Origin of the sequence: Paractinoplanes brasiliensis (assembly GCF_004362215.1) — a bacterium.
GTDB lineage: Bacteria > Actinomycetota > Actinomycetes > Mycobacteriales > Micromonosporaceae > Actinoplanes > Actinoplanes brasiliensis.
The window spans coordinates 6791667-6807906 of record NZ_SNWR01000001.1 but is presented as its reverse complement, the minus strand read 5'-3'; the positions used below and the strand labels follow the sequence as shown (position 1 = coordinate 6807906).

General features: G+C 69.8%; 17 protein-coding genes. 6 read left to right on the top strand and 11 right to left on the bottom strand.

The window, feature by feature from the left end; genetic code table 11:
* Nucleotides 1–33 precede the first annotated feature (33 nt).
* Both C8E87_RS30435 and C8E87_RS30430 read right to left on the bottom strand, forming a co-directional pair.
* The gene (locus C8E87_RS30435) at nucleotides 34–417 is read right to left on the bottom strand and encodes an ATP-binding protein (protein WP_133876259.1); all 384 of its coding nucleotides are present in this window, start codon (nucleotides 415–417) and stop codon (nucleotides 34–36) included.
* Nucleotides 414–791 (bottom strand): STAS domain-containing protein, encoded by a 378-nt coding sequence (locus tag C8E87_RS30430; RefSeq protein WP_239080305.1) that lies wholly within the window; start codon nucleotides 789–791, stop codon nucleotides 414–416. The genes C8E87_RS30435 and C8E87_RS30430 overlap by 4 nt, the downstream gene beginning before the upstream one ends.
* A 137-nt stretch (nucleotides 792–928) precedes the next feature.
* On the opposite strand from C8E87_RS30430, the gene C8E87_RS30425 reads away from it, so the two are divergent.
* Nucleotides 929–1648, top strand: a complete 720-nt coding sequence (locus C8E87_RS30425; RefSeq protein WP_133876258.1) for a laminin G domain-containing protein — start codon at nucleotides 929–931, stop codon at nucleotides 1646–1648.
* 52 nt (nucleotides 1649–1700) lie between these two features.
* Nucleotides 1701–3236 carry a serine/threonine-protein kinase gene (locus C8E87_RS30420; protein WP_166661291.1) on the top strand — a complete coding sequence of 512 codons (1536 nt, stop codon included), beginning with the start codon at nucleotides 1701–1703 and terminating at the stop codon, nucleotides 3234–3236.
* A gap of 10 nt (nucleotides 3237–3246) precedes the next feature.
* Here the strand turns inward: C8E87_RS30420 and C8E87_RS30415 are convergent, their stop codons facing one another.
* The 5 genes from C8E87_RS30415 to C8E87_RS30395 all read right to left on the bottom strand — a co-directional run bounded on the left by C8E87_RS30415 (nucleotide 3247) and on the right by C8E87_RS30395 (nucleotide 7088).
* Nucleotides 3247–4257 (bottom strand): LacI family DNA-binding transcriptional regulator, encoded by a 1011-nt coding sequence (locus tag C8E87_RS30415; RefSeq protein WP_133876256.1) that lies wholly within the window; start codon nucleotides 4255–4257, stop codon nucleotides 3247–3249.
* Nucleotides 4258–4373: 116 nt separating this feature from the next.
* Nucleotides 4374–4832: a hypothetical protein gene (locus tag C8E87_RS30410; RefSeq protein WP_133876255.1), complete on the bottom strand. Its 459-nt coding sequence runs from the start codon at nucleotides 4830–4832 to the stop codon at nucleotides 4374–4376.
* A 68-nt stretch (nucleotides 4833–4900) separates the two neighbouring features.
* Entirely contained in the window at nucleotides 4901–6127 is a 1227-nt protein-coding gene (locus C8E87_RS30405) for an MFS transporter (RefSeq protein WP_133876254.1), read from the bottom strand.
* A complete protein-coding gene (locus C8E87_RS30400) occupies nucleotides 6115–6579 on the bottom strand; it encodes a MarR family transcriptional regulator (RefSeq protein ID WP_239080304.1) in 465 nt (154 codons plus the stop codon). Before C8E87_RS30400 ends, C8E87_RS30405 begins: the two co-directional genes overlap by 13 nt.
* 32 nt (nucleotides 6580–6611) lie before the next feature.
* On the bottom strand, nucleotides 6612–7088 hold the full coding sequence (locus C8E87_RS30395) for an Lrp/AsnC family transcriptional regulator (protein WP_133876253.1): 477 nt from the start codon (nucleotides 7086–7088) through the stop codon (nucleotides 6612–6614).
* Between the two features lie 120 nt (nucleotides 7089–7208).
* Between C8E87_RS30395 and ald the strand changes: the two genes are divergently transcribed.
* On the top strand, nucleotides 7209–8321 hold the full coding sequence (ald, locus tag C8E87_RS30390; protein WP_133876252.1) for an alanine dehydrogenase: 1113 nt from the start codon (nucleotides 7209–7211) through the stop codon (nucleotides 8319–8321).
* Between the two features lie 175 nt (nucleotides 8322–8496).
* On the opposite strand, the gene C8E87_RS30385 is transcribed toward ald, so the two are convergent.
* Nucleotides 8497–9552 carry an aldo/keto reductase gene (locus tag C8E87_RS30385; RefSeq protein ID WP_239080303.1) on the bottom strand — a complete coding sequence of 352 codons (1056 nt, stop codon included), beginning with the start codon at nucleotides 9550–9552 and terminating at the stop codon, nucleotides 8497–8499.
* A gap of 152 nt (nucleotides 9553–9704) precedes the next feature.
* Between C8E87_RS30385 and C8E87_RS30380 the strand changes: the two genes are divergently transcribed.
* On the top strand, nucleotides 9705–10325 hold the full coding sequence (locus C8E87_RS30380; protein WP_133876251.1) for a DUF6082 family protein: 621 nt from the start codon (nucleotides 9705–9707) through the stop codon (nucleotides 10323–10325).
* Here C8E87_RS30380 and C8E87_RS30375 read toward each other — a convergent pair whose 3' ends face one another.
* Nucleotides 10326–11129: a DUF6082 family protein gene (locus C8E87_RS30375; protein ID WP_133876250.1), complete on the bottom strand. Its 804-nt coding sequence runs from the start codon at nucleotides 11127–11129 to the stop codon at nucleotides 10326–10328.
* A gap of 29 nt (nucleotides 11130–11158) precedes the next feature.
* Between C8E87_RS30375 and C8E87_RS30370 the strand changes: the two genes are divergently transcribed.
* Nucleotides 11159–12559, top strand: coding sequence for an IS701 family transposase (locus tag C8E87_RS30370; RefSeq protein WP_438866167.1), 1401 nt, complete (start codon nucleotides 11159–11161; stop codon nucleotides 12557–12559).
* 417 nt (nucleotides 12560–12976) lie between these two features.
* A complete protein-coding gene (locus tag C8E87_RS30365; RefSeq protein ID WP_133876248.1) occupies nucleotides 12977–15034 on the top strand; it encodes a glycoside hydrolase family 15 protein in 2058 nt (685 codons plus the stop codon).
* On the opposite strand, the gene C8E87_RS30360 is transcribed toward C8E87_RS30365, so the two are convergent.
* Complete coding sequence (locus C8E87_RS30360) at nucleotides 15035–15352, bottom strand: hypothetical protein (RefSeq protein ID WP_133876247.1); 318 nt, start codon at nucleotides 15350–15352, stop codon at nucleotides 15035–15037.
* Nucleotides 15353–15819: 467 nt separating this feature from the next.
* Entirely contained in the window at nucleotides 15820–16236 is a 417-nt protein-coding gene (locus tag C8E87_RS30355) for an SRPBCC family protein (protein ID WP_239080302.1), read from the bottom strand.
* Nucleotides 16237–16240: the final 4 nt, after the last annotated feature.

Genomic DNA, 16240 nt, shown 5'->3' with positions numbered 1-16240 from the left:
TCAGGCGGGGCCGGATGAACGAACCCGGTCAGGTCACGGCCGCAGGTCGAGGGCCAGCCGGACCCGGGTGCTGTCGCCCGCGGTCTCGACGCCGACCTCATCGCAGACGCGCTCGACGATGGCCAGGCCCCGGCCTCGCGTCGCGTTGGCGGCCGGCATGGCACGACCCAGCCTCCGGATCGGGCCGCCGTCGACCACGTCGCAGAACACCCGCCCGTTCACCGACCACAGGCGCACCGAGCCACCGCCCGCGGTGTGCTGCAGCGTGTTGGTGGCCAGCTCGCTCACGGCCAGCGTCAGCAGCTCGGCGCGTTCCTCGGTCAGGCCCAGCCCGGTCGCGTTGCTGCGCACGAACTCGCGCACCTTCGCCAGGTCGCCCGGTTGCGCGTACGAGATCTCGAGGGCGTCCCCGCTCATCCGTCGGCCCGCGCCTGGTCGCCGGATGCGGCCACCTGAGGGCCGAGCAGCTCGGCGACGCCCGTGATGTCCAGAACCGAGGCGACGGCGCCGGTCGGGTTGACCACGGTGACGCGGCCGCCGCGGGCGCGGGCCTCGTGGTGGGCGACGATCAGGCCGTGCACGCCGCTCGAGTCGAGGAAGTCGACCGCCGCCAGATCGACGATCACGAGCGGCGACGCGTGGACCGCGCCCTCCAGGATCGTGCGCAGCTGGTCGCGAACGGCAAGATCGCACTCGCCGGCCAGGGTCACCCGCACGCACCCCGCCTGCTCATCCGTTCGTGCCTCGAAGCCCACCGTCTGCCCGGCCCTTTCGCCCGCATGGTCGGTCACATCATGACATCAACGGCAACGGTTCCCAACGGGGTCCGGCGTGCGGGCTAATCCCGGCCATCCCTGTACACGCACGATTCGGCCTGCGTAGGATCAAACCGCCAAATCCGACTATACGGCGTCATAGGGGATGAGCCATGAAGAACCGACGGTTGTGGATTGTCTCTGCCGCCACCACGGGCCTGCTCCTCCTCAGCGGCGGCACCGCGAGTGCCGCAACCGACTACGAGCTGGCGTACTGGCCCATGAACGAGGCCCCGGGCGCCCGCACGATGCGCGACGCCACCGGGCACGGCTTCGACGGCGCCATCGGACGCGAGGTCGCGGTGGGCCTGCGGTCCGGCGACCACATCGCGTACGGCTTCGAGAGACTGGAGCCCGACACCCCGCCGGCCCGGCCGGGCCATGTGGTGACCGTGCCCGACGACGACCGGCTCGACCCGGGCGACCGTGACTACGCGATCGGCATGCGGCTGCGCACCCGCGACCACTTCGGCAACATCGTCCAGAAGGGACAGGCGACGGTGCCCGGCGGAAGCTTCAAGCTGCAGATCCCCAACGGACGGGTGCAGTGCTGGTTCCGCGGTTCCCGCACATCGCTGCTGGTCACGGCGCCCAAGCCGATCAACGACGGGCAGTGGCACACCGTACGGTGTGAACGGACCCGCGAGGGCGTGACGCTGTTCATCGACCGGCGTCCGGTCGCCTCGCGCCCCGGCTGGACCGGCAGGATCGCCAACTCCTGGCCGCTCGCGATCGGCGGGAAGACCACCTGCGACCAGATCGACGTGGGCTGCGACTACTTCGCCGGCGACATCGACTACGTCGCCGTCGATGTGGCCCGGTCCCGCTGGTAACAGCGCACCTCAGGTGTTGACACCCGTCCCGATCCGGGCGAATGTTCTGCGGGTGAGCGATGAGTGGCCGATTGCGGGAACCCTGCTGGCGGCGCGTTACCGCCTGGTCACCCTGCTCGAGACCGGCGGGATGTCGACGATCTGGCGCGCCGACGACGAGTTGCTGGCCCGCCCGGTCGCGGTCAAGCTGCCGCTGGGCGCTCAGGTCGTCTGGCGCGAGGCGCGGATGGCGGCCAAGCTGCAGCACCCCAACATCGCGGCGGTCCACGACTATCGCGAGGCGGTCCGTCCCGACGGGACAATCGTGCCGTTCGTGGTGATGGAGCTGCTGGCCGGCGAGAGTGTCGCCGCCCGGCTCGAACGGGAGCCGATCGAGCTGCCCGAGGCCGCGCGGATCGGGGCCGCGGTGGCCGACGCCCTCGCGGCGGCCCACGCCAACGGCGTCGTGCACCGCGACATCAAGCCCGGCAACGTCATGCTCACCCCCAACGGCATCAAGATCCTCGACTTCGGCATCAGCGCGACCACGGGCGAGCCCGACGACGACGACACCGGCTCGACGTTCGGCACCCCGGCGTACGTGGCGCCCGAGCGTCTCGACGGCATGCCGGCCGAGCCCGCGACGGACGTCTACGGGCTGGGTGTGCTGCTGTTCGAGATGGTGACCGGCGACCCGCCCTATCCCGTGGACACCTGGGAGGAACTGGCCGCCGCCCGAGCCGAGGGACCACGCGAACTGCCCGCCGACCTGCCCGCCGCGTTCCGCGACATCGTCGGGCGCTGCCTGGCGGAGCTGCCCGGGGACAGGCCCGGCGCCGACGAGATCCGGTTCGACCTGACCGCGCTCTGGCTCAAGCCCGAGTCGCCGGGGCACGTGGCCGCCGCCGGTCGCCCCTCCAGCGGCCCCGGCGGCGCACGACCGGCCGCCGGCGGGCGCGGCACTCACGGTCCGGGCAGTCGTTCCCGTACGCCTCCCGTCCGCGTCGAGGCCAACGTCGGCGCTCGCGGCGGGGCCGTCCCCCGCGCCACCGCAGCCGATCTGCCACTCCGCGGTGGCGAACAGTCCTACCGGCCCGGCCGGGCCGCCCCCGCCACCGTGGCGCTGACCCCGTCGCCGACCCGCCGCTGGGTGCTCGGCGTCACGGTGGTGGCCCTGCTCGCCGCGGCCGGCGGCGCCGTGGTCGCGATCAACTGGCCGCGGAAGAACCAGGAGGCCGCCGCACCCGTGCCGACGCCGCCCGCGGTGGCCACGACTTCGGCGGCGCCGCTGCGCACCCCGGCGAGCATCCGGGCGAGCACGCCGCCGTCCTCCCCCACCGTGAAACCGAAACCGACGCTGAGTTTCGAGGACGCGGTGAGCCGCTTCCGCAGCGCGGTCGAGGACGCGGACATCCGGTCCGACGTGCAGCTCGACCTGTTCAACCTGCTGCAGCCGCTGGCCGACGCCGACGACGACAACCTCGACGGGCGGATCGACGCGCTGCGCCGCAAGGTCAACGACCGGGCCGCGGAGGGGACCCTGTCGCCGGCGCAGGCGTCACTGCTGCGTTCCCGCCTGGCCGACCTGAACCGCGCCGCCGGGATGTGACTTCACGGGCTCAGGCCGAGCCGCGGATCACCAGGTTGGTCGGGAGGACGATCTCGGTCTCGCCCACCTCGTCGCCGTCGATCTTGGCGAGCAGCAGGCGCACCATCTCGCGGCCCATCTCGGCGATCGGCTGGTCGACGCTGGTCAGCGGCGGATCGGTGTGCCGTGCGATCACCGAGTCGTCGAAGCCGACGACCGCCACGTCGTCGGGCACTCGCCGCCCGTGCTGCCGCAGCACCTGCATCGCCCCGGCGGCCATCATGTCGGAGGCGGCGAAAACCGCGTCGAGGTCGGGGTGCTGCTCGAGCAGGCGCCACATGGCGGCCGCGCCGGACTCCTCACTGAAGTCGCCGAACGCCACCGGACCGTCGCCCACCACGTCACGGTAGCCCTCGAGACGGGCTATACCGGCGGCCATGTCGAGCGGCCCGGTGATCGCGGCGATCCGGCGCCGGCCCCGCGACCACAGGTAAGAGACAGCCTCGCGCGCGCCGACCCGGTTGTCCGCGTCGACGTAGGTGCCCCTTTCCGCGTACGTGGGACGCCCGGCCCGGACGGTGGCGACGCCTCGCTCCTCGAGCACCGCGGGCAACGGATCGTCGCCGTGCAGCGAGAGCAGCAGCGCGCCGTCGACGTGCTGGCGGGTCAGGTAGCCCTCCAACCGGCGGCGCTCCTCGGGCGCCTGCGCGATCATGAGGACCATCTGCAGGTTGCGCGCCACCAGCACCGACGAGATCGACTGCACGATCCGCCCGAAGAACGGCTCGGCGAAGAACCGCTCCCCCGACTCGAAGATCACCAGCGCGATCGAGTCGGTCCGCTGCGTGACCAGGGTGCGGGCGGCCCGGTTGGGCACATAGCCCAGCTCCTGGATGGCGTCCTCGACGGCCTGCCGCGCCCGTGGGCTGACCTGCGCCGACCCGTTGACCACCCGGGACACGGTGCCGCGGCCGACGCCGGCGCGCACCGCGACCTCTTCCAGGGTCGGACGGCCACTGGCCCGGTTCCGCTCCGTCGTCATCGCATGCCACCTCCCGGGCGCGATCCGAACTCGCGCCCGACACAAGGTACCTGTCCGGCGCACTTCAGGACATGATCAGGCCGACACCGTTGCCCGCGCAGCCGCCCTTTCGGGCATTACCCTGCGCGACGACGAGTCGAGCAGCCACTGCTGCAACTGTCTCTTGGCCGCGCTGTACGACCGCTGGAAGTCGCCCGCCGCACAGGACTTGTCGTCGAGGAAGGCATAAGCCTCGGGAACTGCCCCGGGTCCAGTTCGCTCAGCTCGAGGTCCTCGGCGACGCCCGCCCGCACCTTGTCGAGGGCCGCCTCCTCCCGCGCGGCGTCCCGCAGGCTCAGGCGGTTGTTGTCGCGGTATTCCTCGGCGACCAGCAAGATGTGATTCAGCATTGCCTTGATGTTGTCGTCCACGGAAGTGTTGAGAATGCGCCGCTCCCGCTGCACCCGCTGCAATCGAAGGCGTACCTGACCGATCGTCGGGAACTGCTCGAGACAGGTCCTCGCTGACGGATGAACGCCGAGCAGGACCCGCCGTTGGTTGCCATCCTCATGGGCAGCCTCCAGCAGAGTCACCACGGCGCCGATGAGGACGGTCAGAGAGCTCCCGATCGGGATTCGCCATCTCATGCGGGTAGTTGGCGGGGTCAATCCGCGGACGGAACTGTCCGAAAGGCCCGCAGCGCCGGAGTGGACAGAGCGATCAGGCCCGTGGCGGCGAGAGCCGTCGCGCCGCCCAGCAGGAGGGCGGTGCCGCCCGAGGTGGCCGCGGCGACCAGGCCCGCGCGCAGGTTGCCGAGTTGGGGGCCGGCCGCTCCGGCGATGTGTTCGAGGGAGGAGATGCGGCCCCGGTAGGCGGGCGGGGTCTCGGTCTGGATGACTGTGCCGCGCGAGACCACCGCCCAGGTGTCGGCCGCGCCGGCCAGCGCCAGCAACGACAGAGTCAGCGGCAGGCTCGTGGCGACGCCGGTGAGGCCCAGGGCGGCGGCCCAGACAGCCCCGCAGATCAGCAGGAGGCGGCCGGGGCGGGGCTGGTGGGTGGCCAGGCCGGAGAGGATCGAGGCGGCCACCCCGCCGACCGCGACCGCCGTGGTGAACAGGCCCAGGATCTCGGGGCGGCCGCCGAACCGCTCCTCGTTGATCACCGGGAACAGGGCCACCGGCATGGCGAACAGGGTGGCGGCCAGGTCGGCCATCAGCGCGCCGCGGACCGGGGGCGTCCTGACCGCGTACGAGAAACCGGCCTTGACCGCCGCGAAACCGGGAGCGCCGGTGGACGGTGGGACGCCGGAGGGCAGACCGGCCAGGCCGACCAGCGCCGCCGTGAAGGTGAAGGTGTCGAACGCCAGGCACCAGCCGACGCCCGCCACGGCGGTGAGCCCGCCCGCGGCGGCCGGGCCGAGCAGCATCGCGAGCTGGAACGACAGGTGGTTGAGGGCCAGCCCCGCGGCCAGGCGTTCGCCGGTGAGCAGCGCGGGCACGAACGTCTGCCGGGCCGGGCCGACCAGCCCGCCGAGCGCGGACTGCACCGCCGTGAGCGCGAGCATGGCCGGGACGCCGCCGAGGTCGGTGAACGCCACAACCGTCATCGCGGCGGTGATCACGATCTGGGCGCAGGTGCAGCGCAGGGCGAGCCGCCGCCGGTCGACGTGGTCGGTGAAGGCGCTCCCGGCCAGCGCGAGCAGGATCAGCGGCACACCGATGGCGAGCCCGACCAGGCCGACGGCGGCGGCGCTGTGCGTACGGTCCCAGACGTAGAAGACGACGGCGAACGCCCCGAACTGGCCGCCGAAGCCGGACGCGGTCGTGCCGAGCCAGAGGCGGCGGAACGTACGGTTCTCGCGGAGCGGGCGCAGGTCGGTCAGGACAGGCATGCGCGCAGCCGCTCGGCGAACGGGCGGGCTTCCAGCAGCGCGCGCAGGTCGGCGGTCACCCGGGTGAGCGAGTAGGGCAGTTCCGCGTCGAGCTGCCGCACCGCCGTCTCGGTCGCCCTCCACTCGGCGACCAGGAACGGCATGATCTCGCGGGCCCGGGGCGACAACCCGATTTCCCTCGTACGCGCGTCGGCGCCGACGACGCTCGCGGTGAACCCGGCCTTGGCCATGGCGGCGGCGGTCTGGCTCATGGCCGAGTGCGACACCCCACGGCGTTCGGCGAGCTGCCGGATGGTCATCGGCCCGAACCGGTGCAGGGTGATCAGCGGCCCGACGAACCGGGTGCGCATGCCCTCGATCCCGGTGTCGGTGTAGAGCGCGGCGATGGTCTGGTCGAGCTCGGCCAGCAGTGCGTGCAGGTCGCTCCAGTGGTTGCTGTCGAGAAGGTCCACCGCGGCAATGTAACAGCGCTTACATACTTCGCCTAGATATTTCCGGCGCCCCGCCGATGCTCGAAGATCAGGTACGTCTCCGTGCCGGCGATCAGCCGGGTGCCGCTGAGCCGCTCGGTGATCACCTCGCGCAGGTCGTCGACGTCGGCCGCCGCGACGTGCAGCAGGAAGTCGTGCGAGCCGGAGATGAAGTAGACGTCGCGTACGGCGGGAATGCCGGCCAGCGACTCGGCGAACCGGCCGATGGCGTCGCGCGACTCCGACCGGATCCGTACGGCGATCATGGCCTGGATCGGCCGCCCGATCCACGCCGGGTCGACGTCGGCGTGGAAGCCCCGGACAGCGCCGATCTCACGCAGCCGCCGGATGCGGGTCAGGCAGGTGCTCGGGGCGATGCCGACCCGCTCGGCCAGGGCGTTGTTGGGCATGCGCCCGTCGACCTGCAGCAACGCCAGCAGGTCACGATCGATGTCGTCGAGGCCTCGAAGATCCTTCGGTACGTCGGTCATTTTGCCCGAACCCGGTGCATCATCTTCATATCGTACGGCCTGAGCAGAATATTATGCGGCTGTGTTGCGGCGAAACAGCACATGGTTTCACGCTCTCGGAAAAGAGGAGAGGATGAAGCCATGCACATCGGGGTGCCTGCCGAGATCAAGAACCACGAGTACCGCGTCGCGATCACCCCCGCCGGGGTCGCCGAATTCGTCCGCCGGGGGCATCAGGTGCTCATCGAGGCGGGCGCCGGGACGGGCTCGGCCATCACCGATCAGGACTTCGTCACCGCCGGCGCCGAGATCGTGCCGGACCCCGACACCGTGTGGCGTCGCGCCGACCTGCTGCTCAAGGTCAAGGAGCCCATCGCCGCCGAGTACCACCGCCTGCGCGCGGGTCAGGTCGTGTTCACGTACCTGCACCTCGCGGCGGACGGCGAGGGCACCAAGGCGCTGCTGTCCAGCGGCACCACGGCCATCGCGTACGAGACGGTGCAGCTCGCCGACGGGTCGCTGCCGCTGCTGGCCCCGATGAGCGAGGTCGCCGGGCGGCTCGCCCCGCAGGTGGGCGCGTACAGCCTGATGCGGAACTCGGGTGGACGGGGCGTGCTCCCCGGCGGCGTCCCCGGGGTCAGCCCGGCCAAGGTAACCGTCATCGGCGGCGGCGTCTCCGGCGTGAACGCGGCGACCATCGCGCTCGGCATGGGCGCTGACGTGACCGTGCTCGACCTGAACATCTCGCGGCTGCGCCAGATCGACGCGCAGTTCGGCGGCCGGGTCAAGACGCTGGTGTCGTCGGCGTACACGCTCGAGCAGTCGGTGATCGAGGCCGACATGGTGATCGGCGCGGTGCTCGTGCCCGGGGCCAAGGCGCCGAAGCTGGTCAGCAACGACCTCGTCAAGCGGATGAAGCCCGGCTCGGTGCTGGTCGACATCGCGATCGACCAGGGCGGCTGCTTCTCCGACTCGCGGCCCACCACGCACGAGAACCCGGTCTACAAGGTGCACGAGTCGGTGTTCTACTGCGTCGCCAACATGCCCGGGGCCGTTCCCAACACCTCCACGTACGCCCTGACCAACGCGACACTTCCGTACGCGTTGAAGCTGGCCGACCTGGGCTGGAAGGACGCGCTGCGCGCTGACCCGGCGCTGGCGCTGGGCCTCAACGTGCACGACGGTGTGCTGACGAACGCTTCCGTCGGCGCAGCGCTGGGACTGCCGTCGATCGAGGTCGCTTCGGTCCTGTAGGGGTTTACGGACAGGTCGCCCCACCCCCGTCAGGGCTTCCGGACGGGTGCCCTGCGCCGCAACGACTTCTTGGACACGCAGCCTCTACCCACCACAATTTACGGACTTTTCTGATTTCTCAGATCTTTGCCTGATTCAGCGGGCCACCCCTTCTGTGGGGGCGGCCCGCTGAGCCCTACAGGTGCCGCTGGATCTGGGTCAGGTCGGCCGCGCTGAGGCGGTCGGAGCTGGTGTTGCGCTGGTGCCAGAACGGGTAACGCAGCGGCTCGCCGCTCACGTCGTCCAGGGCCTTGATCTCGTCAGCGGTCAGCTCCAAGCCGGCCGCGGCCAGGTTGTCGCGCAGCTGCTCGGGGGTGCGCGCGCCGACGATCAGCGAGGTCACCCCCGGCTTCTGCGCGATATAGGCCAGCGACACCTGAGCCGCCGACACCCCGTGCGACTCCCCGATCTTCACGGCGACCTCGATGGTGTCGTACAGCTTGTCCTCGTCGTGGATCGGCGGCTCGCTCCACTCCGAAAGGTGCCGGCTGCCCTCCGGGGCCTGCACGCCGCGGCGGTACTTGCCCGAGGTCAGACCGCCCGCCAGGGGGCTCCAGACCAGGATGCCGACGCCCTGGTCGACCGCGGCCGGCACGATCTCGGTCTCGATGTCGCGGCTCACCAGCGAATAGAAGACCTGCGTGCTGGCGAACCGCTCCAACCCGCGGGCGTCCGAGATGCCCAGCGCCTTGACCATCTGCCAGGCCGCGTAGTTCGAGCAACCGATGTAGCGCACCTTGCCGCTGCGCACGAGGTCGTCCAGCGCGGTCAGGGTCTCTTCGAGCGGGGTCTGCCCGTCCCACTCGTGCACCTGGAACAGGTCGATGTAGTCGGTGTTCAGCCGGCGCAGGCTCGCCTCGGCGCCGCGGATGATGTGGTGCCGCGACAGCCCCGCGTCGTTCGGCCCGTCGCCCATCGGCATCCGCACCTTCGTCGCGATCAGCACGTCCTCACGCTTGTCGCCCAGCGCCTCACCCAGGATCTCCTCACTGAGGCCGGCCGAGTACACATCGGCGGTGTCGATCAGGTTGACCCCGGCATCCCGCGCGATCGCGATCTGCTCCTTCGCCCCCGCCACATCGATCTTGCCGACCGGGGAGGCCCACCCGGTGCCCCCGAACCCCATCGTGCCCAGGGTGAACGTCGAAACCCTCAGGCCGGTGCGGCCGAGCTGCCGGTACTGCATCGTCATTCCCTCTTTCACCTCAACGGTTGCGCTCCGCCCAGCCTTACCCTCCCGACGGCCCCTGTCCACCGGAACAGCCCCGGCTGACTGTGATCTACAGCCGAGACAGCAGTTGACTCTACGAAACAGGGTTGCCACTTGATGTCACCGTCGACTACATGACCGACTCCCGCTCCCGTCGTCGGCCCGTGCCGCCCTGGTCGGCGAGCTGGCTTGCCATCGGCGCCCTCTGCGCGCTTTTCCTTGGCGCGATCGTCGCCTTCCCCATAGCGACGCAGGGCGTGTTCGGCAGCGACCACGACTGGAAAGCGCTGTCGGATGTCGGCCAAGCCTACGGCGGGGTGTCCGCGATCGTCGCCGGGCTGGGCTTCTGCGGCATCGCGGCATCACTCGCCCTCCAAGCGAAACAGACCAGGCTCGCTCAAGCCATCAGCGCGCGAGAACGGCACTTCGAGCTGGTGAAGCTCGGCCTGGAATATCCCGGCCTGAGCTATCAGATCCACGACGATCCGCCGGAGCTCTACAAGAAGAAAGTCATCATCAATCTGTGGGTGGCTCACTGGCTGCTTCTCTGGGACATCGGCGACGCGGACGAGAGTTTTTTGCGGAGCGCCTTCACCGAGCTGTTCCACGATGAGGTCGCTCGCGAGTGGTGGCTTGAGCGGGGAAGCACCTGGGGAGCACGAGACACCCGACGGCATCAACGGTTCATGCACATCGCGTGGGACTGCCACGAAAGCGCCTCACCCGCCCCCGGGGAAGCCAGCGAGACCAATTAGCTAATGGATCGCGGGCCCAGCAGGCCGCCCTGTTCGGCCTTCATGCACGTCAACCTGACGCGTTCGACCGGTACCGTCCAGGTCGCCGCCAGCCCAGCGCCGGTTGACACCACCGGCCTTCTCGACCGGCTCGTTGGAACAGGCCAGTATCGTCTCGCATTGTTGCCAGATCTCGTCCACGACCGAGACGAAATTCAACTGCTCGGATTGATCGACATAGATGCTGCGCCGACTGCTCTCCGTCGCTCGCCAGAAATCCCGTACGGCTGGACTCGCGAACAGATACCGCAGTGTGTTGATCATTTGCTCCCGGCTCGACCGGCCCGCGGAATAATCGGTCCATATGTGTTGCAGGATCAAATTTGCGTACATGTGCTGCGATTCGATCACCGGATCCGCCCCGGCAATGCGGGGCCACACGGCGGCCAGATGAGGATTCTCGAGGGCCAGACGGATCAAGTCCACATGCATCTTGCGCAGATCCAGGTCCGCACGGTCCTCTTGAATCTCTCGCTGCTGGGCAAGCTCGGCCCTCTGCTCGCGTAGCAGGCGATATTGGGTCGACCAGGTGACGAGGACCGCCACGACGGCGAGAACCGAGATCAGCGAGTTGACCACGCCGAACGCCTCGCCGGCGCTGCTCCAACGGCTCCACGTGAGGTCGTCGCCGCGACGACCAAGCACGACAACGAGCGCGAATCCACCAACCACCACAACAGACGCCAGCACGAGAACAAGGCCTAGTACGGCAGCCGCCATTAGCGGTCTGACCTGCTGGGATGCGGTGGGGGCGGTGTCCAACATGGACGCAGCCGCCTGTTGATCATGTGTTTGTGAGAACTACAAGATCGAAGGCGGCTGCTGCTGCCAGGATAGAGGCTGCGCGGACGGCCTCGACGGCGGGTGAGTTGCTGGAGCGGCTGCGGTCGTGTTTCGTGCGCACGCAGACGTGGCAGCACGCGGGCCGGTACGTGTCGGCGCTGGTCAGTGAGATCCCGAAGCGCAACGGGTGGACGATCGCGCAGCAGGCCGGTGATCGCACGCCGGATCGCACCCAAAGGCTGTTGAATCGGGCGGTGTGGGACGGGCTGGCAGCGGTCAGTCAGGTGCGCCGGTTCGTCGTTGGCGGCCTGGACGCCGTGGCCGGGCGCCGCACGCGGCGAGGGTTACGGATCGCCGCTTTGGACGAGACCGGCCAGCAGAAGGCCGGCACGGCGACGTGCGGGGTGAAACGCCAGTACATGGGCTGCGCCGGCCGGCTCGCGAACGGGATCAACACGGTGCACCTGGCCTACGTGCGCGAACGTGTCGGGCACGCGCTGATCGCCGCCCGGCAATGGATCCCGGCCGAGCACCTCACCGACCCGGACACCGCGGCTCGGATGGGTATCGCGGACGGACACGTGTTCCGGACCAAAGGGCAGCTGGCCATCGACCTGTGCACCGACGCCTACGCCGACGGCGTCGCCTTCGACTTCGTCTGCGGTGACGAGGTCTACGGCAACTGCACCCCGCTGCGGGAGTTCCTCGAACAGCATGAGCAGGCCTACGTGCTGCGCGTCGCCTCGAACTTCATGCTCACCCTCAACCCGCAGACCCGGATGACCTGCGCGCAGGCCGTCGCCTTGCTCGCCACCGACAAACGCCGGTGGCAGGTTCGTTCGGCCGGTACCGGTTCGAAGGGACAACGCTGGTACGCGTGGGCGTGGATCGCGACCACCTCACCCCGGCACTACGTGCTGATCCGCCGCCACCTCAAAAGTGATGAGCTGGCCTTTCACTACTGCTACGTGCCGCCGGGCCAGCCCTTGACCCTGGCCAGGCTCGTGCGGGCCGCCGGGCTGCGCTGGCCAGTCGAGGAAACATTCGAATTCAGCAAGGACACCTTCGGCCTCGACCAATGCCAAGCCCGGCTCCACACCGCGATCACCCGGCACACCGTGCTGGTCATGACCGCCCTCGCGGTCTGCGCCATCGCCGCCGCCCGCCTCAAAACCCGCACCGACACCCAAGCCCCACCACCGCACACACCCGACCAGCGGCCACCGACCGAACCCGGCATGATCCCGCTGACCATCCCCGAAACCGCACGCCTGCTCGCCACCATCCGGCACCAGCCGAAACCCGCCGACCACGACACCCACTGGCGCAACTGGCGACGCCGCCACCAAGCCCGAGCACGCTGGCTCCACCAACGCACCCGGCTCAGCCGAGAGTATTCCCTGGCCAGCTAGCAAATGGCTGCTGCCGTACTAGAATCCAAAGCGTCGACCGCATAAATGTAGGTGATCTCTCACCTGAGGACTTATCGCCGCCCCTCATGTCCGGACCCCTCCCCTGGCAGAACCGGGCCGCGTCATTCTCCCCACCGCTATGATCACGGACAAGGCGATACCATATTCACGGCTGTAAGAGGATTGTGACGGACCGGAACGACGACCCGTCAAGGGTCGCGGGATGAATGAATACCGCTCCACGTCCGGCAGTTTTCATTCCGCCACATGGCATTCAGCTAAATGACAACAGTGATGTCAGTCGGCAATCGGCCAACAGCGAAACGCTTCAGCATGTCATCGTCCGGCTCGCCGACGCCGGATGCGATCAAGACGGCGGGGCGGTAGACCAGTGGGGTCGTCGTCGAGGAGGTCGATGTGACTGCCGTTCTGCCTGTTGTGCTCGTGGCCGCGCTGGGATTGACTCCTCTGCCGTCGGGCGGGGCCGCGCCGGGGGCGCCCGGGGTGGATCAGCAGTATCTGCCGGCGTCGAAGTCGGGGCTGCTCACGTCGCGGACGGCGGCCAGCAAGGTGTGGGCGACCGTGCAGCGGCAGGGTGGGCTCGGCGAGGTTTTCTACCCCACGATCGGCGGACCCAGCGCGCGGGCGCTCGCTTTCGTGGTGACGTCGCCGGGACGGGTGGAGAGTTCCCGCGTACGCACGACACAGCTCGACGGGCTCAGGTTCCGGCAGACGTTCGACGGGTGGGGGTGGCGGCTGACGGCCGATTACACGACCGACCCGGCGCGCTCGTCGGTGCTGGTCGACCTGCGGTTCTCCGGGGGACGCAAGCACGGGCTCTACGCGGTGTACGACCCCGCGCTGGGCAACTCGCGGGGAGGTGACGCGGGGCGCAGCGTGGACGGCGGGCTCGTGGCCACCGACGGCGGGGTGTCCAGCGCGCTGGTCGGGGACTTCACGGCCACGTCGAGCGGGTTCGCGGGGGTCAGCGACGGGCACACCGACCTGCGCGACGGGCGGATGGACTGGCGGTACACGTCGGCGGCGGCCGGGAGCCTGGTGCAGACCGCGCAACTGCGGGGCGGGCACAGCACCCTGGCGCTGGCGTTCGGCGGGTCGGCTGAGGAGGCGCTGACCGCGGGACGGGCGTCGCTGAGGGCCGGTTTCGGGAAGGTCGCGCGCGATTACGCGTACGGGTGGAAGGGTTATCTGGCCGGGCTCAGCGAGCCGCCGCGGGTCTTGAAGAACCGGGAGCAGCGGCGGCTCTGGACGTCGTCGGCGCTGGTGCTGGCGGCGGCCGAGGACAAGACCCACCCCGGCGCGTACGTGGCCGCGCCTGCCTCGCCGTGGGCGTTCGGCTCGGACGACCCGTCGGGGCCGTACCACCTGGTGTGGTCGCGTGACCTCTATCAGATCGCGACCGGGTTGCTGGCCGCCGGCGATCGCGCGGGGGCGGAACGGGCGCTCGGGTTCCTGTTCGGCACGCAGCAGAAGCCGGACGGGTCGTTCCCGCAGAACTCGCAGCTCGACGGGACGCCGGTGTGGGGCGGGCTGCAACTCGACGAGGTGGCGCTGCCGATCGTGCTCGCGTACCAGCTCGGCGGCGGGCACTGGGCCGGCGTCAAGAAGGCGGCCGACTTCCTGCTCGCGTACCCGGATGCTCCGTTCACACCGCAGGAACGCTGGGAGAACCAGTCCGGGTACTCCCCCAACACGATCGCCACGGCCATCGCCGGCCTGGTGTGCGCGGCGTCGATCGCGTCGGAGAACGGGGACGCCGCCTCGGCCGGGCGCTACCTGGCCACGGCGGACCAGTGGCGCGCGAAGGTCAAAGCGTGGACGGTGACGAAGACGGGGCCGTACTCGAGCAATCCCTACTTCCTGCGGCTGACCAAGGACGGAAAACCCGACGCCGGTACGACGTACGACATAGGTGACAGCGGTCCGGTCGACGTGGATCAGCGGCGCGTGGTCGATCCGGGGTTCCTGGACCTCGTACGGCTGGGGGTGTTCAAGGCCTCCGACCCGGACGTGCGGAACTCGTTGCGGGTCGTCGACAAGCAGCTCGGCGTGCGGACGCCCAACGGGTTCTTCTGGCATCGCGCGTCGTTCGACGGTTTCGGCGAGCGGCTCGACGGCAGCCAGTGGGAGTACGACCAGCCCGACGGCTCGCTGCTGTCCCGCGGCCGGGCGTGGCCGTTGCTGAGCGGCGAGCGCGGCGAGTACGAGATCGCGGCCGGTGACCTGCGGGCGGCGGCGACCCGGCTGGACGCGATGACCCGGTCGGCCGGCCCCGGAGGCATGCTGCCCGAGCAGGTGTGGGACCTCGCCGGCCCGGGGCGGCCGGGCACCCCGACGTTCTCGGCAACCCCGCTGACCTGGTCACACGCTCAGTACCTGCGGCTGGCCCGCAACCTCGACGAACGGAGGGTGACAGAGCAGCCGGCCGTCGTCGCCGAGCGTTACCTCGGCTGATCACCCGCAGTCGGCGCCGACCCGCACCCGGGCCCGTGCTTCCCGGCCGTTCGCCCGGACGATCAGCGGGACGCACATCGGCTCGGGCACGTGGTATCCGCCCGCGAAGGCCAGCCAGCCCTTGGCGTCCGGGCAGGCGGGGACGCTGATCGTGGTGACCTCGGGGCCGGGGCTGCCCCAGCCGATCGTGACGCCCCTCGCGGACGGGTCGACCGTGAGCTCTACCGGTGTGCCGGCCCGGACGAGCAGGCCCGCCTTGGCGAACAGGCGGCCCGGTTCACCGGATTCGGCGACCTGGAGCCGGGCGGTGGGGAGCACGACAGCGTCGAGAACCAGCCGGGCGCGGGCGTCGGGTGGGTGCCCGCCGATGTCATGCCCACAGTCAACGGTGGCCGCTGGGCCGCCCGCCGCGGCGCTCTCCTCCGAGCCGCTACCCGCTGTCGCGCCCGCAGTGGCACCCTTCCCCGAGCCGCTTCCCGCTGGGCCGCCTGCTGTAGTGCTCTTCCCCGAGCCGCTTCCCGCTGGGCCGCCCGTTGCGGCGTCCTTCCCCGAGCCGCTACCAGTTGGGCTGCCCGTTGTGGCGCTCTCCTCTGAGCCGCTGCCTGGTAGGCCGCCCTCGCCCGCGCTGCCACTCGCTGGGCCGCGGACGTTCGACGACTCGCCATCCAACCCTTTTGCGCCTGATTTATCGCCATTTAGTGGTTCACTGCAGCCTGTCATCAGCACCGCGCAAGCAACCGCCGCCGCTAACACCCTCATGCCGGAATGACACCACGGAAGCGCGGTCAGTTCCCGCTCTCGAGAATTCCTTTGAGCCGCGCCAGATCCGCCGCCACAAGCCCGGTATCGCGCGCGAATTCCTCGTCCGAGGTGCCCGGCAGCCGACGTACCGAAAAAACGATTTCCGACCCTTCCCCGTACGGGACCACGCGCAACGGATTGAGGAACCGCTCCCCCGATTCCAGCGTGACGACGTGGTCGAGCACGCCGAACCCGTTCTTCGGCGCGAACTCGACACGCACCCGGCCCATGCCCTCCGACATGACATACCAGGAGCCGTCGACCTGTTCGACCGAACTGCCCAGCCCGGGCGCCCAGGTCGTCACGTTCGCCGGGTCGGAGACGTACGCGTAAACGTCGTTGGCCGGGCGGTCGATGCGCTCGGCCAGGTGTGCCGTATCAGTCGTCATGCCCCCGATCATGGCT

What these genes read in the sequence shown, in the direction of transcription:
- C8E87_RS30435 (WP_133876259.1), bottom strand. Translation starts at nt 417, where the DNA reads ATGAGCGGGGACGCCCTCGAGATCTCGTACGCGCAACCGGGCGACCTG.
- C8E87_RS30425 (WP_133876258.1), top strand. Translation starts at nt 929, where the DNA reads ATGAAGAACCGACGGTTGTGGATTGTCTCTGCCGCCACCACGGGCCTG.
- C8E87_RS30415 (WP_133876256.1), bottom strand. Translation starts at nt 4,257, where the DNA reads ATGACGACGGAGCGGAACCGGGCCAGTGGCCGTCCGACCCTGGAAGAG.
- C8E87_RS30405 (WP_133876254.1), bottom strand. Translation starts at nt 6,127, where the DNA reads ATGCCTGTCCTGACCGACCTGCGCCCGCTCCGCGAGAACCGTACGTTC.
- C8E87_RS30395 (WP_133876253.1), bottom strand. Translation starts at nt 7,088, where the DNA reads ATGACCGACGTACCGAAGGATCTTCGAGGCCTCGACGACATCGATCGT.
- ald (WP_133876252.1), top strand. Translation starts at nt 7,209, where the DNA reads ATGCACATCGGGGTGCCTGCCGAGATCAAGAACCACGAGTACCGCGTC.
- C8E87_RS30385 (WP_239080303.1), bottom strand. Translation starts at nt 9,552, where the DNA reads ATGACGATGCAGTACCGGCAGCTCGGCCGCACCGGCCTGAGGGTTTCG.
- C8E87_RS30380 (WP_133876251.1), top strand. Translation starts at nt 9,705, where the DNA reads ATGACCGACTCCCGCTCCCGTCGTCGGCCCGTGCCGCCCTGGTCGGCG.
- C8E87_RS30375 (WP_133876250.1), bottom strand. Translation starts at nt 11,129, where the DNA reads ATGTTGGACACCGCCCCCACCGCATCCCAGCAGGTCAGACCGCTAATG.
- C8E87_RS30355 (WP_239080302.1), bottom strand. Translation starts at nt 16,236, where the DNA reads ATGATCGGGGGCATGACGACTGATACGGCACACCTGGCCGAGCGCATC.